Annotated in this window: 16 protein-coding genes and 1 riboswitch; of the genes, 10 read left to right on the forward strand and 6 right to left on the reverse strand. The window is 62.2% G+C overall.

Annotation, left to right across the window (positions count from 1 at the left end; genetic code table 11):
• Positions 1 to 78: 78 nt before the first annotated feature.
• The gene (locus ACZ5G6_RS05370) at positions 79 to 1,242 is read right to left on the reverse strand and encodes a VIT1/CCC1 transporter family protein (RefSeq protein WP_223936061.1); all 1,164 of its coding nucleotides are present in this window, start codon (positions 1,240 to 1,242) and stop codon (positions 79 to 81) included.
• A gap of 277 nt (positions 1,243 to 1,519) precedes the next feature.
• Between ACZ5G6_RS05370 and ACZ5G6_RS05375 the strand changes: the two genes are divergently transcribed.
• Positions 1,520 to 1,714 (forward strand): hypothetical protein, encoded by a 195-nt coding sequence (locus ACZ5G6_RS05375; RefSeq protein WP_223936062.1) that lies wholly within the window; start codon positions 1,520 to 1,522, stop codon positions 1,712 to 1,714.
• Here the strand turns inward: ACZ5G6_RS05375 and ACZ5G6_RS05380 are convergent.
• Entirely contained in the window at positions 1,711 to 2,031 is a 321-nt protein-coding gene (locus tag ACZ5G6_RS05380; protein WP_223936063.1) for a hypothetical protein, read from the reverse strand. The genes ACZ5G6_RS05375 and ACZ5G6_RS05380 overlap by 4 nt on opposite strands.
• A 16-nt stretch (positions 2,032 to 2,047) precedes the next feature.
• A riboswitch (SAM riboswitch) is annotated at positions 2,048 to 2,167 on the reverse strand.
• A gap of 297 nt (positions 2,168 to 2,464) precedes the next feature.
• Positions 2,465 to 4,006, reverse strand: a complete 1,542-nt coding sequence (locus tag ACZ5G6_RS05385; RefSeq protein ID WP_498689937.1) for a sodium:solute symporter family protein — start codon at positions 4,004 to 4,006, stop codon at positions 2,465 to 2,467.
• A 269-nt stretch (positions 4,007 to 4,275) separates the two neighbouring features.
• Here ACZ5G6_RS05385 and ACZ5G6_RS05390 point away from each other — a divergent pair, with 269 nt between their 5' ends.
• On the forward strand, positions 4,276 to 4,851 hold the full coding sequence (locus ACZ5G6_RS05390) for a helix-turn-helix domain-containing protein (protein WP_018777077.1): 576 nt from the start codon (positions 4,276 to 4,278) through the stop codon (positions 4,849 to 4,851).
• A gap of 15 nt (positions 4,852 to 4,866) precedes the next feature.
• On the opposite strand, the gene ACZ5G6_RS05395 is transcribed toward ACZ5G6_RS05390, so the two are convergent.
• Complete coding sequence (locus ACZ5G6_RS05395; protein WP_223936066.1) at positions 4,867 to 6,840, reverse strand: APC family permease; 1,974 nt, start codon at positions 6,838 to 6,840, stop codon at positions 4,867 to 4,869.
• A 260-nt stretch (positions 6,841 to 7,100) separates the two neighbouring features.
• Here ACZ5G6_RS05395 and speB point away from each other — a divergent pair, with 260 nt between their 5' ends.
• Together speB and ACZ5G6_RS05405 are read left to right on the forward strand one after the other, a co-directional pair.
• Entirely contained in the window at positions 7,101 to 8,171 is a 1,071-nt protein-coding gene (gene speB / locus ACZ5G6_RS05400) for an agmatinase (RefSeq protein ID WP_223936067.1), read from the forward strand.
• The gene (locus ACZ5G6_RS05405) at positions 8,168 to 9,871 is read left to right on the forward strand and encodes a thiamine pyrophosphate-binding protein (RefSeq protein ID WP_223936068.1); all 1,704 of its coding nucleotides are present in this window, start codon (positions 8,168 to 8,170) and stop codon (positions 9,869 to 9,871) included. The genes speB and ACZ5G6_RS05405 overlap by 4 nt, the downstream gene beginning before the upstream one ends.
• Before the next feature lie 60 nt (positions 9,872 to 9,931).
• On the opposite strand, the gene ACZ5G6_RS05410 is transcribed toward ACZ5G6_RS05405, so the two are convergent.
• A complete protein-coding gene (locus tag ACZ5G6_RS05410; RefSeq protein WP_498689941.1) occupies positions 9,932 to 11,266 on the reverse strand; it encodes an MFS transporter in 1,335 nt (444 codons plus the stop codon).
• A 35-nt stretch (positions 11,267 to 11,301) separates the two neighbouring features.
• On the reverse strand, positions 11,302 to 12,330 hold the full coding sequence (locus ACZ5G6_RS05415; protein WP_223936070.1) for an MBL fold metallo-hydrolase: 1,029 nt from the start codon (positions 12,328 to 12,330) through the stop codon (positions 11,302 to 11,304).
• Positions 12,331 to 12,423: 93 nt separating this feature from the next.
• On the opposite strand from ACZ5G6_RS05415, the gene ACZ5G6_RS05420 reads away from it, so the two are divergent.
• From ACZ5G6_RS05420 to ACZ5G6_RS05445, 6 genes are all read left to right on the forward strand, one after another.
• A complete protein-coding gene (locus ACZ5G6_RS05420; RefSeq protein WP_223936071.1) occupies positions 12,424 to 13,323 on the forward strand; it encodes a LysR family transcriptional regulator in 900 nt (299 codons plus the stop codon).
• An 86-nt stretch (positions 13,324 to 13,409) separates the two neighbouring features.
• Entirely contained in the window at positions 13,410 to 13,892 is a 483-nt protein-coding gene (locus ACZ5G6_RS05425) for a MarR family winged helix-turn-helix transcriptional regulator (RefSeq protein WP_223936072.1), read from the forward strand.
• A 9-nt stretch (positions 13,893 to 13,901) separates the two neighbouring features.
• Complete coding sequence (locus ACZ5G6_RS05430) at positions 13,902 to 15,959, forward strand: MFS transporter (protein ID WP_223936073.1); 2,058 nt, start codon at positions 13,902 to 13,904, stop codon at positions 15,957 to 15,959.
• 231 nt (positions 15,960 to 16,190) lie between these two features.
• The gene (locus tag ACZ5G6_RS05435; protein ID WP_498689947.1) at positions 16,191 to 17,924 is read left to right on the forward strand and encodes an ABC transporter ATP-binding protein; all 1,734 of its coding nucleotides are present in this window, start codon (positions 16,191 to 16,193) and stop codon (positions 17,922 to 17,924) included.
• Positions 17,921 to 19,999 (forward strand): ABC transporter ATP-binding protein, encoded by a 2,079-nt coding sequence (locus tag ACZ5G6_RS05440; protein ID WP_498689948.1) that lies wholly within the window; start codon positions 17,921 to 17,923, stop codon positions 19,997 to 19,999. The genes ACZ5G6_RS05435 and ACZ5G6_RS05440 overlap by 4 nt, the downstream gene beginning before the upstream one ends.
• Before the next feature lie 74 nt (positions 20,000 to 20,073).
• Positions 20,074 to 20,490 carry an acyl-CoA thioesterase gene (locus tag ACZ5G6_RS05445; RefSeq protein WP_223937488.1) on the forward strand — a complete coding sequence of 139 codons (417 nt, stop codon included), beginning with the start codon at positions 20,074 to 20,076 and terminating at the stop codon, positions 20,488 to 20,490.
• The last annotated feature ends 5 nt before the right edge of the window (positions 20,491 to 20,495 follow it).

Below are 20,495 nucleotides of genomic sequence, written 5' to 3' on the forward strand. Positions count from 1 at the left end.
CTGCTCCGAATCCACGGTTCTCCATTCCTCACGCCCCGGTCACGCGGGGCCGCGCGGAGGACGAACCAACATTACCGCCTAGACGATCATCGTTCCGAACGCGAGGCCAAGCCCATAGGTGGCGGCCGCAGCGCCCAAGCCGATCGCCAACTGCCGGAAGCCACGGCTCAGCGGTGAGGTTCCGGACAGTAGCCCGACGACGGCGCCAGTCGCCAGGAGCGCGATCCCCACCAGTACGCCGGCTACTACCAGTGCCGCCACGCCCGTCATGCCAAAAATGAACGGAAGGATCGGCACGATGGCACCGGAAGCGAAGAAGCAGAAGCTGGACATCGCAGCCCCCCAGGCAGACCCCACGGTTTCATGGTCGTCGGCGGGCTGCTCCTTCTCGGGTTGCAAGGAGAGGCTGGGATCGCAGTCGCAGCTGAAGAGTCCCATGCGTTCGGCGGCCCGGTGTTCGGCGGCCTCGCGGGTCATGCCGCGAGCCAGGTACACCAGCACGAGCTCGTTGTGCTCAATATCCAAGGACGGGGCGGCGGTGAGGGTTGCCTGCGTGGGCAGTGTGGCGCTTAGCAACTCCCGTTGCGACCGGACTGAAACGTACTCGCCGGCACCCATGGAAAGGGCGCCGGCCAGCAATCCCGCCACGCCGCTCATGAGTACAACCGGGCTTGGAACGCCCGTTGCGGCCATACCCATGACCAGTGAAAGGTTGCTCACCAGGCCATCGTTGGCACCAAAAACAGCGGCACGGAAGGTACCGGAGAGCCTGTTGCGGCCACGGGTGGCAAGGCCCCGGACAACTTCTTCGTGGATTTGCTCGTCGGCAACCATGGCCGGAGTCGCAGCGGGTTCGGCCCCGTAAGGAGAGCGGCCTTCGGCGCGCTGCGCCAACGCGAGCACGAATACGGAGCCGAAGTGCCGGGCCAGGAAGCCCAGTATCTGGCTGCGGGTGGAAGCTCCCTTCGGCATTCCGGCGTGTTCTCCGAGGAGCTTGAGCCAGTGTGCCTCGTGTCTTCCCTCTGCCTCGGCCAAGGCGAGCAGGATCTGGCGTTCTTCGCCGTCGCGACGCTGGGCGAGCTCCCGGTAGACAGCGGCTTCGGCACGCTCGTCAGCCAGGTATTGACGCCACCGCCTGATGTCCGAGGACGTGGGCCGGCCTGATTGGGGTGGTGTTCCGGATCCGGGGGCGGGGTCCGGAGCGGGGCTCGACGGACCGTGGGATTCCTGGTGCTTTTGCACTTTCTCTCCTGTGCTGGGTGGGGTAGTAGCGGCCCCATTGCACGCCCACTGTACCGCTTATTGGCGCGGATTTTTGGCCGGTATTCCTTAGTTGGAATGTTCGGCGTGCCTTAATTTCCGGGGTGGAAACACTCTGCTTCGAGCCCTCCTTGGTCCCGTGCCGGCCCTTGCCTTGACCGCCTGCGGGCACAGTGCTCAGATGGATAGACAGGGGCGGGGGCCCTCCCCGCACTCGGTCAGCGGGCTGCCTGCCAGCCCACCAGACGGAGGTTGCAGCATGGATACCACCGAACCGCACGCCAACCACCCGGTACGGGAGACCATCGAGTCGGACCCCGCTTATGACTACAGCGACGACCAGGAAGTCGACGAACCCTGGGTGGAGGAAATCGACGTCCCGGAAGACGACGAGCGCGTTGTCCCCCTTGACGAAACCGAAGAGTTCCGCGGGGAAGAAGACGAAGAACCCTAGGCAGGGCCTTCTTCACCAAACGTGAAATGACGCTCGAGCCCTGCTGAACACCCGAGCGCTGCAACAGTCACGGTCAGCGTCCTGGACGATTCGCACCAACGCGAAGGGCGCACGGCCTGGGCCAGCGCCTGCGCAATCAAGCGCGGCTCGGGGTGTCGGAACCGGTGCAGCCCGCCGTTCAGTACCAGCGTCACCGTCCCCAGGACAAGATCGACGCCGGGAATCACCCGCACGGTCCGCGCTTTGGTTTCGGTGGGGATGCCCTGGATGGGGGCGGTAACGCCTTGGCTTGGGGTGGTAACGCCTTGGTACGGCAAGGACTGCTCCTTTGGGGGAGTGCTCTTGCCCGCTCGGTTGTCTCTGGTCCGGGGCGGGCCGCTTCCTCATCCGAACCACCCTTGAACATGGGGTTGGTGTGTGGCCAGTCGGAGCTTGGCGCCACCTCTCTTGAAGCATGCACCACTGTACTGGAGGAGTGCCGACTGGAGAAGTAGCGTCCTTGGTTACCCCCCTTGTTACGGGGCCTGCTTGTTGTGCGGCCTGCTCTGCGCCTTTTGTGGCCTGGATAGCGCGCATAGTGGGCCTCGCAACGGGTCCCCCGACAGCACAACGGTCCCCGGACAGAGCAACGGCGGCGCTGCCCCGAAAAGGGGCGGCGCCGCCGTCGAACATTGCTCAGTTCAGTTCGTGCCTGATGCCTGATGCCTGATGTCTGGTGCCTGAAGCCTGGTGCCTTGTGGCCCTGGGCCGCTAGCTGGCGGTGTGGCTGCTGACCGGGTGGGCTTCCAGGGGCAATTCCTCCGAGACGGCACCGGCCACCCGCTTGTCCCAAGCAGCCCGGACTTCTGGTGCAGTGGGAGGCGTGCGGAGTGAAATCACGACGTATGCCACGAACGAGGCCGCCAGGCCGTAGTAGATAGGTTCGTTGGCGTAGACGCCATCCGCGCTCGGAATGGCTCCAATGGCGAACAGAATCAGCAAGGTCAGGGTCAGGACCGAGCCCACTGCCATGGACCATGCAGCAGCGATACCGGTTCCGCGCTTCCACACGAGGCCTCCGAGAATCGCGACAAGGAGGCCGCCCACGAGGATGTCGTAGGCAATGGTGAGGGCAACAACTACGTCCTGCGCAGCCATGGAGATCAGGACGGCAACGATGCCCAGGCCAAGGACCCAGTAACGGTTGGCCTTGACGTCGTGCTCGGGGTTTTCCGTGTCGTCCGTGTTGATGGTCTTGCCGAACCAGCTGGCCACGAAGGGAACAACATCTGCGCGTGCCACCGTGGCGGCGGCAATAAGGGCACCGGAAGCGGTGGACATCATGGCTGCAACAGCGGCCGCCATGACAAGGCCGCCGATGCCGATGGGCAGGATGTGGGTTGCCACCTCGGCGTAGACCACGTCCTTGCCAAGGTTGGCGACATCGATGTTGGGCAGTGCTACCCGGGCGGCAAGGCCGATCAGGGCGCCGGCCACGCCGTACAGGATGCAGTAAACGCCGGCCGTTGCTCCGCCCCAGCGTGCGACCTTGGCAGTCTTGGCGGTGAAGACGCGCTGCCAGATGTCCTGGCCGATCAGAAGTCCCAGTGTGTACACAACGAAGTACGTGATGATGGTCTGGACGCCGATTCCGTCGATCTGGAAGAAGCTCGCATCGACGCGCTCACGGATGCCGTCGATTCCTCCGGCTGCGTTCATGACGAACGGAAGCATCAGGAAGAAGATGCCCACGGTCTTGATGATGAACTGGACCTGGTCGGCCAGGGTGATGGACCACATGCCACCGATGGTCGAGTAGACAAGCACGATTGCACCGCCGACGGCGATCGCCATCCAGCGTTCCCAGTCGAAGAGGACGACGAAGATGGTTGCGTATGCACCGGTGGACGTGGCGCACAGCATGAGGGTGTAAGCCAGCATCACAATTCCGGATGTCTGTGTGGCCTTGCTGCCGTAGCGAAGGCTCAACATTTGCGAGACCGTGTAGATCTTCAGGCGCTGGATGGTGCCGGCGAAAAGCAGGCTCAGGAGGAGGACGCCGGCGCCGATCGCGACTACGAGCCACATGCCTGAAATGCCGAACTTGTAGCCCAGGCCGACGCCGCCGACGGTGGATGCGCCACCAAGGACAACTGCGGCCATGGTGCCTGTGTAAAGGAAGGGACCCAGGCGGCGGCCGGCCACCAGGAAGTCGCTGTTGTTCTTGGTGCGGGACTTGCCCCACCAGCCGAATGCCAGCATGGCAAGCAGGTACACCACCACAATGGCGATGTTTATGAACGAAGAGTCCATGAGTGGCTCCTTGGAGCTGATGCACGAAGGTTGGGGTTTTCGACGATACGCCTGGGAAGCGTCGAAGTCTCCGTGCTGATGATTGGAGATTGGTTTTGGTGTTGTGTGCCTCACAGACAACACTTGTTGCCTATGAGGATATGTTGTGATCGGAGTAACAGTCAAGGGGCTTTGGTCATCGTGGGGCTGTTGGTGGCTCCCACAGCCCGTGCTGCCGCTACTATTGCTGCAATGACAGGGGCCCAATGACAGGCCTGAAAGGTTCGTGAATGAAGGCTCTCCCCGTTGAACCAAGCAACGTTCCCGTTGCTATCGGTTCCAGAATCCGCGCAGCCCGCCAGGCGCAGCGCCTCACCATCGAGCAAGTGGCGGACGCCACTGGGCTGACCAAGGGTTTCCTCAGCCGCGTCGAGAGGGACCTGACATCACCGTCGGTCGCTTCGCTCGTTACCCTTTGCCAGGTCCTGTCCGTCTCGGTGGGTGACTTGTTTGCCGCCCCGGAAACCCACCTGACCAGGCGTGACGACGGTCCGCGGATTTCCCTTGGTGGCCAGGGCATCGTGGAGCGCCTATTGACTGCCCGGTCAGAACGTCGCCTGCAGATCCTCCAGGCCACCATCGAGCCTCGGGGCCGTGGTGAGAACGAGCTCTACGCGGTGGACTGCGATGTTGACGTTCTCCATGTGGTCAAGGGGCGCATCAAGCTCATCCTGACCAACGAGGAGTACGACCTCGAAGAAGGGGACACCCTCTCCTTCCCGGGCCGCGAACCCCACACGTGGATCAATCCCACGGACGAAACCGTCGAGGTGCTCTGGGTTCTGGTGCCCGCAGCGAGTCGGTAGCCCCCGCGAGAGGGGTCAGCCCACGTGGACCCAGGGGCGCCGGGTGATGTCCGGCTCAGCCTCACGCAGTACCTCGCGGGTCACGGGCGCGATCTCGCCCTCGCCGAAGAACAGGAACTTGCTGAGGTTGGAAATCGGGTTGCCCTCGGTCCAGCGGAAGTAGATGTGCGGCATGAAACCGGTCACGTCGCGGATGTGCAGCAGGACGGCGGCCAAGGTGTTGGGCACGTTGTTGCTGTGGACTTCCAGGATCTTGAAGCCATGCCGTTTCTTGCCCACTACCTGAAGCTCCTGCTCGAAGTCCGAGCTGTCGTCCACGATGATCTCGATGAACACCGCATCGCAATCCACCGGCAGGTGGTTGGCCTGCTGCGCGTGCTGGAGCTTCTCCCGGTAGCGTCCGGCGCTGAGGTGCTTGGGCTCATGCGCGATGATCCGGACAGGTCCTTCGGCGTGATTTGCCGTGAATTCGAGTGCAGCCTGGTCCATCTTGATATGCGTGGCACGGAGTTCGAAGGCACGTCGGATGCGGGAAATGAAGCTCACCGCCATGATTCCCAGGATGAACAGTGCGGCGATCTTCAGGCCGTCAGGGCGCTCGATCGAGTTGACCACGGTGGTGTAGATGAAAACCAGGGAAACCACTCCGAAGCCGATGAACTGTGCCCGCTGCTTCTTTCGCCGGGCAGAGAGTGTCACAGCGATGGAGGCGGACGTGATCAAGACGAGTACGCCCGTGGCATAGGCGCCACCCTGGGCGTTGACGTCGGCTTGGAAAATAATCGTGACGATGAAGGCGATGACGGTGAACACCAGGACGAGCGGCCGCAGTGCACGGACCCAGGCAGGAGCCATGCCATAGCGCGGTAGGTACCTTGGGACCAGGTTCAGCAGCCCCGCCATGGCCGAGGCTCCGGCGAACCACAGGATAGCGATGGTGCTGACGTCGTACACCGTGCCAAATCCGTCTCCCAGGAACTTGTGGGCGAGGAAAGCGAGGGCGCGTCCATCAGCCTTGCCGCCTGGTTGGAATTCCGAGGCTGGGATCAGCATGACGGTGGTGAAGCTGGACGTGATGAGGAATGAGCTCATGATGATGGCCGCGGTGGTCAGGAGCTTGTGGGCTCCCTTGATCCGCCCCGCTGGATTGGCCTCGGTGTCCGATGCATATCCCTTGATCTGGGGCATGACTGCGACGCCGGTCTCGAATCCCGAAAGGCCAAGGGCCAACCTCGGGAACACCAGAAGTGCAAGGGCAATCATCAGGATGGGATCGCCGTGGGATGTGTTCAGCGCAGTCCACCAATCAGAAATGACCCGGGACTCCGTGAACACATGGCCGATAGAGACGACGACCACCACGAGATTGAGCACGAGGAATGCGGCAACCAGCACGACGGCCACGTTGATGGCTTCCTTGAATCCGCGCAGGAAGACGATGCCGAGTCCTGCAATCAGGGCCAGCGTGATGATCACATGCTGGCCTTCCAGGAAGTGCGGAGCGAAGGGGTTCTCGATCAGGTGGGCCGTGGCATCCGCGGCGGAGAGGGTGATGGTGATCATGAAGTCCGTGGCTGCAAACCCGAGGAGCGCCAGGACGAACAACTTGCCGCCCCATCGGGGAAGGAGGCGCTCCAGCATGGCAATGGAACCTTCGCCACGAGGACTTTCCCTGGCAACGCGCCGATACACGGGTAATGCGCCTGCCAAGGTGACGAAGACCAGGAGCAGCGTGGCCAACGGCGACAGTAATCCGGCAGCCAGCGCCGCGATTGCAGGCTGGTAGCCCAGTGTTGAGAAGTAGTCCAGGCCCGTCAGGCACATGACCTTCCACCACGCCTGGGGTTTGTGGGCTTCCGCTGGCCGTCCGTGGGGACCTTGCCGTTTGCCCGAGGTGTCCGGCATTCCTTCCAGCAGCCACGATTTGAGGTGGAATGCCTTTTTGGGCCGGTCGGTAGGGTCGGCCGGCGGCCTCGTCAGGGTGGTCACGGTTTCCTTTCGTGCAGCAGGGTGCTGCCCACGCAAGGAGCGTATGGCCGCCTTCCACGCCCCGACCCCCGTTTTTATGGAATCTTTACGCCCGATGTGACAGGCATCTCACCTCCGCCTGCCGCCGCACTGTGCTTTTGTCTGCCACCGCAGAAAACGAAAGGTTGTAAACAAGTGATGCTTATTAGGAAACTTTGAGTGTATGATGGGTGTCACAGTTACTGATTCATCTCGACCTATCCACTAAGGAGTGGCGCATTTTGGAAGAGCTCCGCATTGAGGCCAACGGGAACCTCGGTCCCATCGATTCGTCCCGCATCCCGCGCTACGCCGGTGCCGCCACCTACGCCCGCCTGCCCCGCTTGGACCAGGTGTCCAAAGCTGACGTCACGGTGGTCGGCGTACCTTTCGACTCCGGCGTTTCCTACCGTCCCGGCGCCCGCTTCGGCGCGAACCATGTCCGTGAGGCCAGCCGCCTCCTGCGCCCGTACAATCCTGCCTGGGACGTCAGCCCGTTCGAGAACATCCAGGTGGCCGATGCCGGTGATATGGCGGTAAACCCGTTCAACATCAACGAGGCCATCGAGACCATCCAGCAGAACGCGCTGGACCTCACGGCCAACGGCAGCAAGCTCGTCACACTCGGTGGCGACCACACCATCGCACTGCCCTTGCTCAGGGCAGCCGCAGAGCGCGCGGGGGAACCCGTAGCCATGCTGCACTTCGACGCCCACCTGGACACCTGGGACACCTACTTCGGCGCTGAATACACACACGGAACGCCATTCCGCCGCGCGGTCGAGGAAGGCATCCTGGACACGGAGGCCATCAGCCACGTGGGTACCCGCGGTCCGCTGTACGGCAAGAAGGACCTCGACGACGACCACCGCTTCGGGTTCGGAATCGTCACCTCCGCCGACGTCTACTACCAGGGCGTCCTTGAGACAGTGGCCAAGATCCGCGACCGCATCGGAAAACGTCCGCTGTACATTTCCGTAGACATTGACGTCCTGGATCCGGCACACGCTCCCGGCACCGGCACGCCTGAGGCCGGCGGCATCACCAGTCGCGAACTCCTCGAAATCATCCGTGGCTTCCGCGGTATGAACCTCGTGGGTGCGGACATCGTCGAAGTTGCCCCGGCATATGACCACGCTGAGATCACGGGCGTCGCCGGCAGCCACGTTGCCTATGAACTGGTGACCCTCATGGCGGACAACGCCGTGGAGGGCGACCGTCTCGGTGCACCGAACGGCTACGCACAGCAGGCCCTCGGTGCCCGCATTGCAGAACTCGCCCAGGCAACCGGCGCCGCGGGAGAGGCGCGATGATCGACTTCGATCCCGGCACGGCAGCCCCAACCAAGGGGACCAACCAGCGCAACGGCGGGGACCTCGTCGTCGAGACCCTTGAAGCTCTCGGCGCCAAGACCGTCTTTGGTATCCCTGGCCAGCACGCCCTTGGCTTGTTTGATGCCATGGGTCGCGGCAACCTGCACTTCGTCTCCTCCCGTGTGGAGAACAACTCCGCCTTCGCAGCTGACGGCTACTCCCGGGCCACCGGTGAGGTCGGGGTGCTGTTCCTGTCCACCGGTCCGGGCGCACTGACGTCCCTGGCCGGCTTGCAGGAGGCCTATGCCACCGGCGTTCCGATGGTGGTTGTGGCCAGCCAGATTCCGCTCGAAGGCTTGGGCGCTCGCCGCAAGGGCATGCTGCACCAGCTCGATGACCAGAAGGCCTCAGCCGCGAACGTCACCAAGAGCCAGCGCCTGATCCAGCACGCATCAGGTATCCCGTCGGCCATCCAGGACGCTTGGACGGAGGCGATTTCCTCCCCGCAGGGCCCGGTCTGGATCGAAATCCCTCAGAACGTCCTGCTGGATCCCATCATGGTCCCGCCGGTGGAGGACGCCCTGGCCGAGGCAGCGGACAACCCGCCGCGCGTGGAGCTGATCCGGGAGGCCGTGAAATGGCTTTCGACGGCGGAACGTCCGGCGATCATCGCAGGTGGCGGTACGCGTCGTGGCCGGGCCGAGAAGTCGCTGCTTTCGATTGCCGAGCAGCTGCGCGCTCCGGTCATCTGCACTCCTGGCGGCAACGGCGCGTTCCCGTGGAACCATGAGTTGTCCCTGCAGTCCTGGATCGAAGACCGGTACATGACGGATCTCCTGGAGGACGCCGATGTGCTCATCGTCATCGGTTCCTCCCTTGGTGAAGTGACCTCCAATTACTTCACGTTCGAGCCCCGGGGCCGGATTATCCAGATCGACGCCGAACCCCGCGTCCTTGAGTCGAACCGGCCCGGCTTGGGCATCCGTGCCGACGCCGGCCAGGCACTCGCAGCTTTGGACGAAGCTCTGGCAGCAGCCGGCGCCTCTGACTCGGCCACGCGATCCTGGCACGGCACCAGCCCGGAAGACCTGGTCAAGGAGTCCCTGGCCAAGGTCAAGGCACGCCTTGAGTCCCAGGATTTGGCCAAGGAACTGAAGTTCATGTCGGATATCCGCGAAGCGGTTCCCGCTGACATGCAGACCTTCTGGGACATGACCATCGCCGCGTACTGGGGATGGAGTTGCTGGGACGCCCGCGAGGGTCAATTCCACTCAGCCCAAGGTGCCGGCGGCCTCGGCTACGGCTTCCCGGCAGCCATTGGCGGTGCTGTGGGCCTGGAAACCACCGGCAAGCCCGGACGTGTCCTGGCAGTGTCAGGGGACGGCTCGTCCATGTACTCCATCTCGGAGTTGGCCACGGCAAGGCAGCACAACATCCCGGTCACGTGGCTGATTGTGGACGACGGAGGCTACGGCATCCTGCGCGAATACATGGTGGGAGCCTTCGGCAAGGCTACGGCTACGGAACTTGCCCGCCCGGACTTCGTCAAGCTCGCTGAATCCTTCGGCGTCCCGGCCCGCCGGGTTGCCCCGGAGGAAGTGGGGGACGCGCTCAAGGCGTCCTTCGAAGCGGATGGCCCCAACGTCGTCGTGGTTGAGACGCTGCTGAAGATGTTCGGCCCCACCCACCTGGACGACTAAACAGCCCAAACAGTCAGCCCCCGCACGGAACACCGTGCGGGGGCTGGCTGCTTTATGCAATTAGTCGAGTTCGCGTTGGGTGCCCTCGGGGGTCAGTTTCACCGCTACTACTGCGGCCAGCATCGCGGCGATCCAGAACACCGCGATGAGCCACAGACCACCACCGGCCGCGAGGCTCAGGCCCGCAACGATCATGGGGGTAAAGCCGGCACCAACCATGGATGCCCCTTGATATGCCAGCGAAGCGCCGGTGTAGCGGTTGCGGGTGGGAAATTGTTCGGCCACGTAGGCGGCGATCGGACCGTAAAGGAAGCCTTGCACCAGGCCGTTGCCCAGCACGATCGCCAGGGCAAATGCCCACAGTTCGCCGTTGTTGATGAGCAGAAGGATGGGGTAAGCAAGGACGGCACCCAGGAGGGATGCGCCGATGAGGACCCGACGTCGGCCGATCCTGTCGCTGAGGCGGGCCGAGTAGAAGCAGATGATCAACGTCAGCAATGCCGCGAACGCCTTGATGTTCAGCACACCGTTCTTGTCCGCACCGTTTTCCACGGCAACCGATACGCCCCATACGGTGGTCATGGATTGGCATACGTAGAAAGCTGTGGTGGCGAGCAGGCCGAGCAACACAGCGCGGCGGTTGTTTTTGAGGACGTCCAACAGGGGCACCCGCCGTTTGGCTCCTTCTGCTTCAAGTTTCTGGAAAGCGGGCGTTTCGGAAACTTTGAGGCGAATGACCATCCCCACCGCGATCAGAGCAGCACTGAGCAGGAACGGAACACGCCAACCCCAGGCCAGGAAATCGTTACCGGACCGGGCTGCGAACAATGACAGCGCGAGGGTGCCCAGGATGGCTCCGGCCGGTCCGCCGGCGTTGGCGAAAGCCGCCGCGAAGCCACGGTGTTTCTTGGGTGCGTGCTCTATGGCCATCAGGGCAGCGCCTCCCCATTCGCCACCGACCGCCACGCCTTGGACCAGTCGGAGGACCACCAATGCAATAGGGGCGGCGATCCCGATCTGGGCCGTGGTGGGCAACAAGCCGATCATCGTGGTTCCGAAACCCATGATGAGCATGGACAGGACCAGCATTTTCTTGCGGCCCAGCCTGTCCCCGAAGTGTCCGAAGATCAGGCCGCCAAGGGGGCGCGCAACATAGCCGACGGCGAGTGTTACGAAAGAAGCGAAAAGGGCGAATCCGGGGCCAAGATTTGCGAAGAAGACCTTGTTGAAAACGAGGCTGGCGGCAGTGGCGTAGAGCATGAAGTCGTAGTATTCGATGGCACTGCCGATGAAGCTGGATGCCAGGATGCGGCGCATGTCCTTGGACTTCATGGAGTGTTCAGGCACGCTGCGGGATGCTTCTTGCAGGGTGTCCTGGGATGGTGCTGAGCTCATGTGGTTCCTCAGTTCCGGGGATGGGGTTTCGCGCATCAGCGCTGGCGCGCGAACGGAATGACGTCGAGATCGTTGGGAACGGTGAATTTTCCGTTGAAGTGCTCTTCTGCTTCGAGCCACACGGATGTGGATGCGTGCCCGGGCACAAGGTGATGCAGGGCAAGGTGCCCGGCGCCGGCGGCATCAGCCAGCTTCGCTGCCTCCCGGACACTGGTGTGGGACTTGTAGTGGTGGTCGCGGGCGGCGCGGCTGCCGTCGTCGGTCTTATCTGCGTACAGCGATTCCACCCAGTCGAAGTCGATGGCCTCGTGCAGCAACAAGTCCGTTCCTTGGGCCAGGGTGATCATGTTTTCCGTGTACGCAGTGTCGCCGGAGATGGTCACGGAACCTTCAGCGGTATCGAAGCGGAAGGCAAAGGCGGGAGCAACTGGAGGGTGTTCCACGAGGATGGCCGTCACTGTCACCAGCTCGTCACGGTAGATCTCGAACGGTGCCATGTCCGGCGTCGGGTTGTTGTTGGGGTGGTAGCCGGCTTGTGCGGGGATCCGGATGTCTTCGGCTTTGAAGATATCCAGGGGGCTGGGCCGCAGGCTGTCCAGGATGCGGTCATTGAGGTCCGTGGCGTGGGCAGCCATTAGTTGCTCGAACATCTGCCGGGTGCCCGGCGTCGGGTTCTCCGGCGCCAAGGGAAGAGGATTGACGACGGCGCGTGGCGACACCGGGGGTAGCTCACCACGATTGCCGGGTCCAATGATCTTCACCGGGTTGTCAGCGCGGTCCGCGAGGGCGTACAGGCCAAAGATGCCGAGTCCGGCCAGATCATAGACGTGGTCCGAGTGCAGATGGGTGATGAAGAGCGCCCTCAAATCCTTGAGCTCCAAACCTGACTGGCTGAGCCGGCGTCCGGCGCCTTGCCCGAAGTCCACCAGGTAGAAGGCCTTGCCAACCACCACCGCGGTGGCGATTCCGGTTCGCTCACCGGAGTCCGCAGCCGCCCACCATCTGGGCCCGCCCGCGGTGCCCAATGTGATCACGTGTGGTTTCAGGGATGACGTCAGTGTCATGGGGTCTCCTTTGACTTTGGCTTTTCTCAAGTGTGGCCCGGCTCACTTCACTTGTATAATCAATCAATTCAAAGAAGTTCATAAGGAGAATTGATGACCGAGTTCACGCTGCGCCAACTCGAGTATTTTGTGGCGGTGCTCGATCACGGCTCCCTGACTAAGGCTGCGAGCGAAAGCAATATCTCGCAGGCTGCTGCCTCCATGGCGATAGCTCAGTTGGAGAAAAGCCTCGGCCTGGACCTGCTCATTCGGACCCGGGCGAAAAGGGTGGAGCCCACGCTGGCGGGACTTGAACTTGGCGTCCGTGCCCGGCGAATCCTGAGGGAAACGGCGGATCTGCGGGCCGGTGCGCTCATGGGGTCCCACGAAGAGATGCGTGGCCGGGTGTCCATCGGCTGCATGGTGGCCATCTCTCCACGAGTGATACCGGAGCTCATCGGCTATTTCGCGGAGAAGTGGCCGGAGGTGGAGCTCGACTTTGTGGAGGGCGCCGCCGAGGACCTACAAAAGGCGGTCGGGGAGGGGGAACTGGACCTCGCCTTTGTTTACTCCCTGCAGGTGGTGCCGGGCGTCGACGTCGTCAAGATCGTGGAGTCACGGCCGCAGTTCATGGTGGCTGCAAGCCATCCCTTGGCGGCAAGGGCGTCGTTACGCTTCGCCGACCTTGCCAGTGAGGATGTCATACTCTTCAACGTGCCGCCCAGCGCTGAACGCGTCACGGCCATGTTCCTGGCGGCCGGGATCGAACCTAAGGTTCGCTGGAAAAGCGTGGTAGCGCAAACCATTCGCGGAGTGGTGGCCAGTGGCAGGGCCATCTCCGTGACGCACGCGTGGCCGGGGGTGGCTCCGGTTTATGCAGATGCCAAAGTCGCCTTGGTGCCCATCGCGGACGATCTTCCGGAAAGTTGGCTTGTTGCCGCTGTTCCGCCGGGCATCAAGCGCCCCCGCCGGGTGGACGAGGTGATAGCGGCGGCGACTCAGCTGGCTCGATAGGTTCACCCCTTGCCTCTTCTTTAGTTTCCCAAAGCAATCAATCTGAGTTATAGTTGCTTTAGGCAAGCAAAAAAGGGGTGTTTTCCATGTCCGTCGGTTCTGCCACAGCAACCGATCTTGTGCATCAAATCTTCGATCTCCAGCGCACGCTGCGCTGTGTGGTGACCGCCCATATGGCCCGCGTTCCCGACGTCGGGATGGCGGTCCAAGGCGTCATGCGCTTTATCGGCGAGGGGGAGACCCGGGCCACCGCCCTGGCTGCCCGCCTGGGCGTCAGTGCGCCGGTCCTCAGCCGGCACATCGCCGAGCTCGAGGAAGTTGGCTTCGTCGCCAGACGGCCCGATCCGGCGGACGGCCGGGCCCAGCTCCTCGCTTTGACGGAGGAAGGCGCGGCGAAGCTGCGCGACTTCGAAGAACAACGCAGCGTGAGGCTGCGCGATTACCTGGCCGATTGGAGCGAGGCCGACGCCCTCGAGGCCTCCCAGGTCATCAACAAACTCACGGCGTCCCTCAAGGACTCCATCCGGGCAACGGCGGCCGGCTCCACTTCAACCACCCACACAGCTTAGGAGCCACGCATGGCCACACCAGTTCAGAACGCCGCAGCAGTGGACAGGACCGCATCCGGAAACCCAGCCCCGATGACCCACCGGCAAATCATGGAAGCCCTCACAGGCCTCCTCGCTGCTTTCTTTACGGCGATCCTCAGCAGCACCATTGTCGCCAACGCGCTGCCAACCATCATGTCCGAACTCAAAGGCACGCAAACCGATTTCGCCTGGGTCATCACCGCCGCGTTGCTGGCGAACGCTGCCACCACGCCCATCTGGGGCAAGCTCGCGGACCTCTTCGACAAGAAGCTCCTGGTCCAGCTGAGCATCATCATCTTCGTGGCGGGCTCCGTCATGGCGGGCCTGTCCGAGACGATCCCGCTGCTGCTCACCGCGCGCGTTATCCAGGGTGTTGCCATGGGTGGCCTCACCGCCCTGGCGCAGGCAATCATCGGCTCCATGATCCCGCCCCGCGACCGTGGCAAATACTCCGGCTACATGGGCGCCGTCATGGCCGTTGGAACCGCCGGCGGGCCGCTGCTGGGTGGCTTCATCGTTGACAGCCCACTCGGCTGGCGCTGGACGTTCTTCGTCTGCGTGCCGCTCGCCGTGATCGCGCTCATCCTGCTTCAGGTGACCCTGAAGATCCAGCACATCAAGCGCCCTGCCAAGATCGATTGGCTCGGCTCCATCCTGCTGACCTCCGGCGTAAGCCTGCTCCTGATCTGGGTTTCCTTTGCCGGCAACCCGAACTACTACGACTGGTTCTCCTGGCAGTCAGCCCTCATGGTGGGTGGTGGCGTAGCGCTGCTGGCCCTCCTGGTGCTGGTGGAAACCAAGGTCGCCCAGCCCATCATTCCGCTCAAGATCATCTCCGAGCGCACCACGGCATTGGCCATCATCGCCTCGATCGCGGTTGGCATCGCAATGTTCGGCTCGTCCACGTTTCTTGGCCAATACTTCCAGGTGGCCCGTGGAGCCACGCCCACCGAGGCCGGTCTGCTGACACTGCCGATGATCGCTGGCAACCTCATTGGTTCTGTGGCATCGGGCATCCTGATCAGCCGCTTTGGCAAATGGAAGCGGTTCCTGATCGCAGGTTCTGTGCTCCTGATCGGTGGCCTCGCTTTCGCCGGGACCATGGACCACACCACTGAACTGTGGATCGTGGCGATCTACACCGGGGTGTTCGGGCTTGGCTTGGGCATGCTCATGCAGAACCTGGTGCTGGCGGTGCAGAACACGGTTCAGGCCAAGGACATCGGAACCGCGAGTGCTTCCGTCGCGTTCTTCCGCTCGGTGGGTGGCGCAATCGGTGTCTCCGTCCTCGGTGCCATCATGTCCAACCATGTGAAGGACCTCGCTGTTCAGGGAATGGCTGCCGCGGGAATCCCGGTCCAGGGCGGCTCATCCGGAGCCAGCATGGACCTGGCCGACATGCCCGCCCCCATCGCTGAAATCATGCGCGCTGCCTATGGCGACGCCACGGCCCAGATCTTCCTGATCTCCGCCATCATCAGCGTGGTGGCGCTCCTGGCTGTGCTGTTCATCAAGGAACGCCCGCTACGGCGCACCGTTGACGCAGCGCCGGAGACCGAACTCGTGGCGACGGCGTCCGCAGATGCTGCCATGTCCTTGGATGCGGCCTCCCTGGATGCGGCGTCGTTGGATGCAGGAAAAACGGACGACGGCGGCAGCCGCTTGGGTGCCGATCGCTCCGTCCCCGGGGCCAGCCGCCAGGTTCCGCCCTCGGACTCCGGCTCCGATCTCGACCTTGAATTCGCACGGATTCTTACCCAGGAACGCCCGCACGCCACGGTTGACATTAAGGAAGTCCAGGAGCAATTGTCCCGTACCCAATACGTCCTGGCCGAACAGCAATTGCAGCTCAGCCGCGCCAATGTGGAACTGCAGGCACGATTGCGGGAGCAGCAAACCATCGCGGCGCAGCAGGCCAACACCGCAGAGGAACTCGCCGCGATCCGCAAGGAACTCAAGCGCGAACGCAGGCAGCAGGAGCGGATGGCGCTGCTGCTTCTCCAAGGCGTTGAAGCCCGTCCGGACCACGGCAAGCACGCGGGGTAGGTCAAGGAACAGCAAAGCGCCGGCTGGGAATCCAGCCGGCGCTTTGCTGTGCTCTGTTCTTGCCCCAGCGGGAGCATATCCGGCACGGGAAATACTCCGCTGGGATGATCTTTTCCCAAGGTTGTTTCGCCAAGGCAACGGATTTCGTAGAGTAGGGAGGCTAATACTGTCAGCCCCTGCTGCAAGACTTCTTTTACTTCATTCACGCACTCTTTCTAAGGACCCGTGGGCATGCTTGTCACCCTTATACGGCGCTACTCCAAGCCGTATTTGCCGCAGATAGTGGCCGTCCTCATATTCCAGTTGGCGTCCACCATTGCCACGCTCTACCTCCCAAGCCTCAACGCCAAAATCATTGACGAGGGAGTCTCCCGCGGCGATACCGACTTCATTTGGCGGACCGGCGCGCTCATGCTCGCCGTCGCACTCGGCCAGGTGCTTACCGCCGTCACGGCTGTGTACTTCGGTGCGCGGACAGCAATGGCGATCGGCCGGGACATCCGGCGCAGCGTCTACCGCCAAGTGAGCAGCTTTTCCGCCCAGGACGTGAACCGTTTTGGTGCTCCTACGCTGATCACGCGCGGCACCAATGATGTCCAGCAGGTTCAGATGCTGGTTCTGATGGGCCTGAACTTCATGGTCTCCACCCCCATCATGTGCGTGGGCGGCATCATCATGGCACTACGCGAGGACCTCAGCTTGTCCTGGCTGGTCTGGGTTTCCGTGCCCATCCTCGTGGCAGTCGTTGGCTACCTCGTGGTTCGCTTGATGCCGCTGTTTCGTTCAATGCAGGCCAAGATCGATGCCATCAATGGCGTGCTGCGCGAGCAAATCATTGGTATCCGGGTTGTTCGCGCTTTTGTGCGGGAGCCTTACGAAGCCAAGCGTTTCGGTGATGCCAACCAGGAGCTCACTGCGGTCTCCGTGAAGATCGGCAATCTCTTTGTCCTGATGTTCCCCGCCATCGGCATGATCCTGCACCTCTCTACCGCGGCGGTGCTGTGGTTCGGCGGTCAGCGCGTGGATTCCGGCGACATGCAGGTGGGGTCCCTCACGGCTTTCCTTCAGTACCTCCTGCAGATCCTGATGGCAGTCATGATGGGTACCTTCATGGCCATGATGATTCCCCGCGCTTCCGTCTGTGCAGACCGTATTGGCGAGGTACTGGACGTGGAGCCTTCCATCCACAATCCGGCTTCCCCCGTGGTCCCGGCCCAGAAGAAGGGACACGTGGAGTTCCGCGATGTCACCTTCAAGTACCCCGGGGCCGAGGCGCCGGTGCTGAGCAATATTTCCTTCACAGCTGAGCCCGGCAAGACCCTCGCGATCATCGGGTCCACAGGCGCAGGAAAGACCACTCTCGTTTCCCTGCTGCCGCGGCTTTACGATGTCGCCTCAGGTGACGTCCTCCTCGACGGCGTTCCTGTCACCGAACTGGACGCATCGGAGATCACCAGCCGAGTCTCAGCCGTGCCGCAGAAACCGTATCTTTTCTCCGGAACCATCGAGCACAACCTCCGCTTTGGCAAGCCGGAGGCCACTGACGAGGAACTATGGGAGGCGCTGGAGACCGCGCAGGCCAAGGGTTTCGTTGAGGAGAAGTCGTCAGGCCTGAACCGGCGGATCGCCCAGGGTGGCACCAATGTGTCCGGTGGCCAGCGTCAGCGCCTTTCCATTGCAAGGGCCCTGGTGACCAAGCCGAATGTCTACCTGTTTGACGATTCCTTCTCCGCACTGGACGTCGCTACCGACGCCAGGCTCCGTAAGGCCTTGAAGGCCAAGACGCAGGACGCCACAGTGATCATCGTCGCGCAGCGGGTCTCGACCATTGCCGATGCGGACGAGATCCTGGTTTTGGATAACGGCCGGATCGTGGATCGCGGAACGCACGACGAACTGCTGGAAACCTCGCCTACGTACCAGGAAATTGTTGAATCCCAGCTGAGCGTAGAGGAAGTCGCATGAGCGAGCAGAACCAGCAGAAGAAGCGTGGCTGGGCTGCCAAGGCAGAGGCCGCGAAGAATGCCAAGGCCACGGCCGAAGATGAAGTGGCAACCGAGGCGCTTGACGACGACGACTTCGTAGAGGAGGAGTACGTCCCTTCGGAAGCCGATGGCGGCATGTTCGGCGATGTTCCGGCAAAGAAAGCGAAGGAGTTCTGGCCGTCGGCCAAGCGGCTCATGGGCTTGCTGAAGCCCGAGAGTGTTGGCGTCTACGTCGTAATCGGCCTTGTGGTGGTCTCGGTAGTCCTGAATGTGATTGCGCCCAAGGTTCTGGGCAGCGCAATGGACGTGATATTCGGCGGCGTCATGGGCAAGCAGCTCCCTCCCGGCGTCTCCCAGGAACAGTTCGTCGAGCTCATGCGCCAGCAAGGCCAAGAGAACTTTGCGGACATGGTCTCCAAGATGGAACTCACCAACGGGATCAATTTCCCCAAGCTGACGTTCCTCATTTCGATCGTGCTCCTGATGTACTTTGTGGCCAACATCTTCCTGTGGGCGCAAGGCTGGCTGCTCAACAGGATCGTCATGCGCGTCATCAAGCAGCTCCGCAATGACGTCCAGGCAAAGCTCAACAGGCTCCCGCTCAACTACTTCGACACGCGCCAGCGCGGCGACATCCTCTCCCGTGTGACCAACGACGTCGACAATGTCCAGCAGGGATTGCAGCAGGCGTTCGCACAGTTGGTCAGCTCGGTGCTTACCGTGCTGGGCATCACGGTGATGATGTTCATCGTGTCCTGGGAGCTGGCACTTATCGCACTGATAGCACTGCCACTTTCCGGTGTCATGGCCGGCGTCATTGGTGCAAGGAGCCAGAAGCTCTTTGCTGCACAGTGGAAGAACACCGGCTCGCTGAACGGCCAGATCGAGGAATCGTTCTCGGGGCATGACCTGGTCAAGGTGTTCGGCCGCGACGCCGACATGCTGGTGCGTTTCGATGAGCGCAACGAGGCCCTGTACAAGGCTTCGTTCGGTGCCCAGTTTGTTTCGGGTGTAATTTTCCCGGCAATGAACTTCGTGTCCTACCTGTCCTACGTCGGCATTGCGGTGGTGGGCGGCCTGCGGGTTGCCTCAGGTTCCATGAGCCTTGGCGACGCCACGGCCTTCATCCAGTACTCGCGTGAATTCACCCAGCCGCTCGGACAGATCGCGGGCATGGCCAACATGTTGCAGTCCGGTGTCGCCTCGGCCGAGCGAGTCTTCGAATTCCTTGACGCAGACGAAGAAGTTGAAGAGACCAGCACCCGCCACCTGCCGGCCAAGACAGATGGCCACGTGGAATTCGAGCATGTCTCGTTCAGCTATGTGGAGGACAAGCCCCTCATCGAAGACCTGTCCTTCAGCGCGGAGCCTGGCCACACAGTGGCCATCGTGGGGCCCACCGGTGCTGGAAAGACCACCTTGGTGAACCTGGTAATGCGCTTCTACGAGCTCAATGCCGGTCGAATCACTTTGGACGGCGTGGACATCAAGGATCTCAGCCGCTCCGAGTTGCGGTCCAAAGTGGGCATGGTGTTGCAGGATGCGTGGCTGTTCGGCGGGACCATCTACGACAACATCAAGTACGGCAACCTGGACGCCACCGAGGCACAAATCATGGAAGCGGCCAAGGCGACCTACGTGGACCGCTTCGTGCGGGCACTGCCGGATGGCTACCAAACGATCATCGACGAAGAAGGCAACAACGTCAGTGCCGGTGAGAAGCAGCTCATCACCATCGCACGTGCGTTTGTCTCCGATCCTTCGCTGTTGATCCTTGATGAAGCCACCAGCTCGGTGGACACCCGTACGGAATTGTTGCTGCAGAAGGCCATGGCCGCCCTCCGCACGGACCGGACCAGCTTTGTGATCGCCCACCGTCTGTCGACCATCCGCGACGCCGATACCATCCTGGTGATGGAGAACGGGCAGATCGTTGAGCAGGGCAACCACAACCAGTTGCTGGTGCTGCAAGGCGCTTACTACCGTCTCTACATGTCCCAGTTTGCCGGTGAGGAAGAGACGGCCGTGGATGATTCGACGGCGGTGCACAGCTGAGCGTGGATTCCCTGAAGACTGCGGTTCAAGCCCAGGATTCCGTGGCACCCCAGCGCATCGAGGTACTTGTACCTATGCGCTGGGGTGACATGGATGCATATGGGCATATCAACAATGTGCAGATCGTGCGCATGCTGGAGGAAGCCCGAATCGCGGCTTTCGGACCCCCACGGGGTGCCGGCCTTCCGGGCGTGGAACCGCCGGCAGCCCTGTTCAATGATGTCGAAGAGGGCACCATGACCTTGGTTGTGGAGCACAAAGTCCGGTACGTCCGGACTTTGGAATACCGCAATATTCCGGCGGTTGTGCAGATTTGGGTCGGCGCCATCAAGGGGGCCAGCTTTGATCTTCACTACGTCATCAAGGACCCCGTCACAAAAGAAGACTGTGTCAAGGCAACTACGCACCTGGCATTCGTGGCAGAAGCTACCGGCAGGGTCCTCAGGCTCACACCGGACCAGAAGGAAAAGTTGGAGCGTTACCGCGCGTAGAGTTT

Source organism: Arthrobacter sp. TmtSoilC51 (assembly GCF_055388015.1).

Coding starts and splice junctions, on each gene's coding strand:
- ACZ5G6_RS05415 (WP_223936070.1), bottom strand. CDS start 12,330: ATGACACTGACGTCATCCCTGAAACCACACGTGATCACATTGGGCACC.
- ACZ5G6_RS05375 (WP_223936062.1), top strand. CDS start 1,520: ATGGATACCACCGAACCGCACGCCAACCACCCGGTACGGGAGACCATC.
- ACZ5G6_RS05420 (WP_223936071.1), top strand. CDS start 12,424: ATGACCGAGTTCACGCTGCGCCAACTCGAGTATTTTGTGGCGGTGCTC.
- ACZ5G6_RS05385 (WP_498689937.1), bottom strand. CDS start 4,006: ATGGACTCTTCGTTCATAAACATCGCCATTGTGGTGGTGTACCTGCTT.
- ACZ5G6_RS05435 (WP_498689947.1), top strand. CDS start 16,191: ATGCTTGTCACCCTTATACGGCGCTACTCCAAGCCGTATTTGCCGCAG.
- ACZ5G6_RS05445 (WP_223937488.1), top strand. CDS start 20,074: ATGCGCTGGGGTGACATGGATGCATATGGGCATATCAACAATGTGCAG.
- ACZ5G6_RS05430 (WP_223936073.1), top strand. CDS start 13,902: ATGGCCACACCAGTTCAGAACGCCGCAGCAGTGGACAGGACCGCATCC.
- ACZ5G6_RS05410 (WP_498689941.1), bottom strand. CDS start 11,266: ATGAGCTCAGCACCATCCCAGGACACCCTGCAAGAAGCATCCCGCAGC.
- ACZ5G6_RS05425 (WP_223936072.1), top strand. CDS start 13,410: ATGTCCGTCGGTTCTGCCACAGCAACCGATCTTGTGCATCAAATCTTC.
- ACZ5G6_RS05405 (WP_223936068.1), top strand. CDS start 8,168: ATGATCGACTTCGATCCCGGCACGGCAGCCCCAACCAAGGGGACCAAC.
- ACZ5G6_RS05440 (WP_498689948.1), top strand. CDS start 17,921: ATGAGCGAGCAGAACCAGCAGAAGAAGCGTGGCTGGGCTGCCAAGGCA.
- ACZ5G6_RS05390 (WP_018777077.1), top strand. CDS start 4,276: ATGAAGGCTCTCCCCGTTGAACCAAGCAACGTTCCCGTTGCTATCGGT.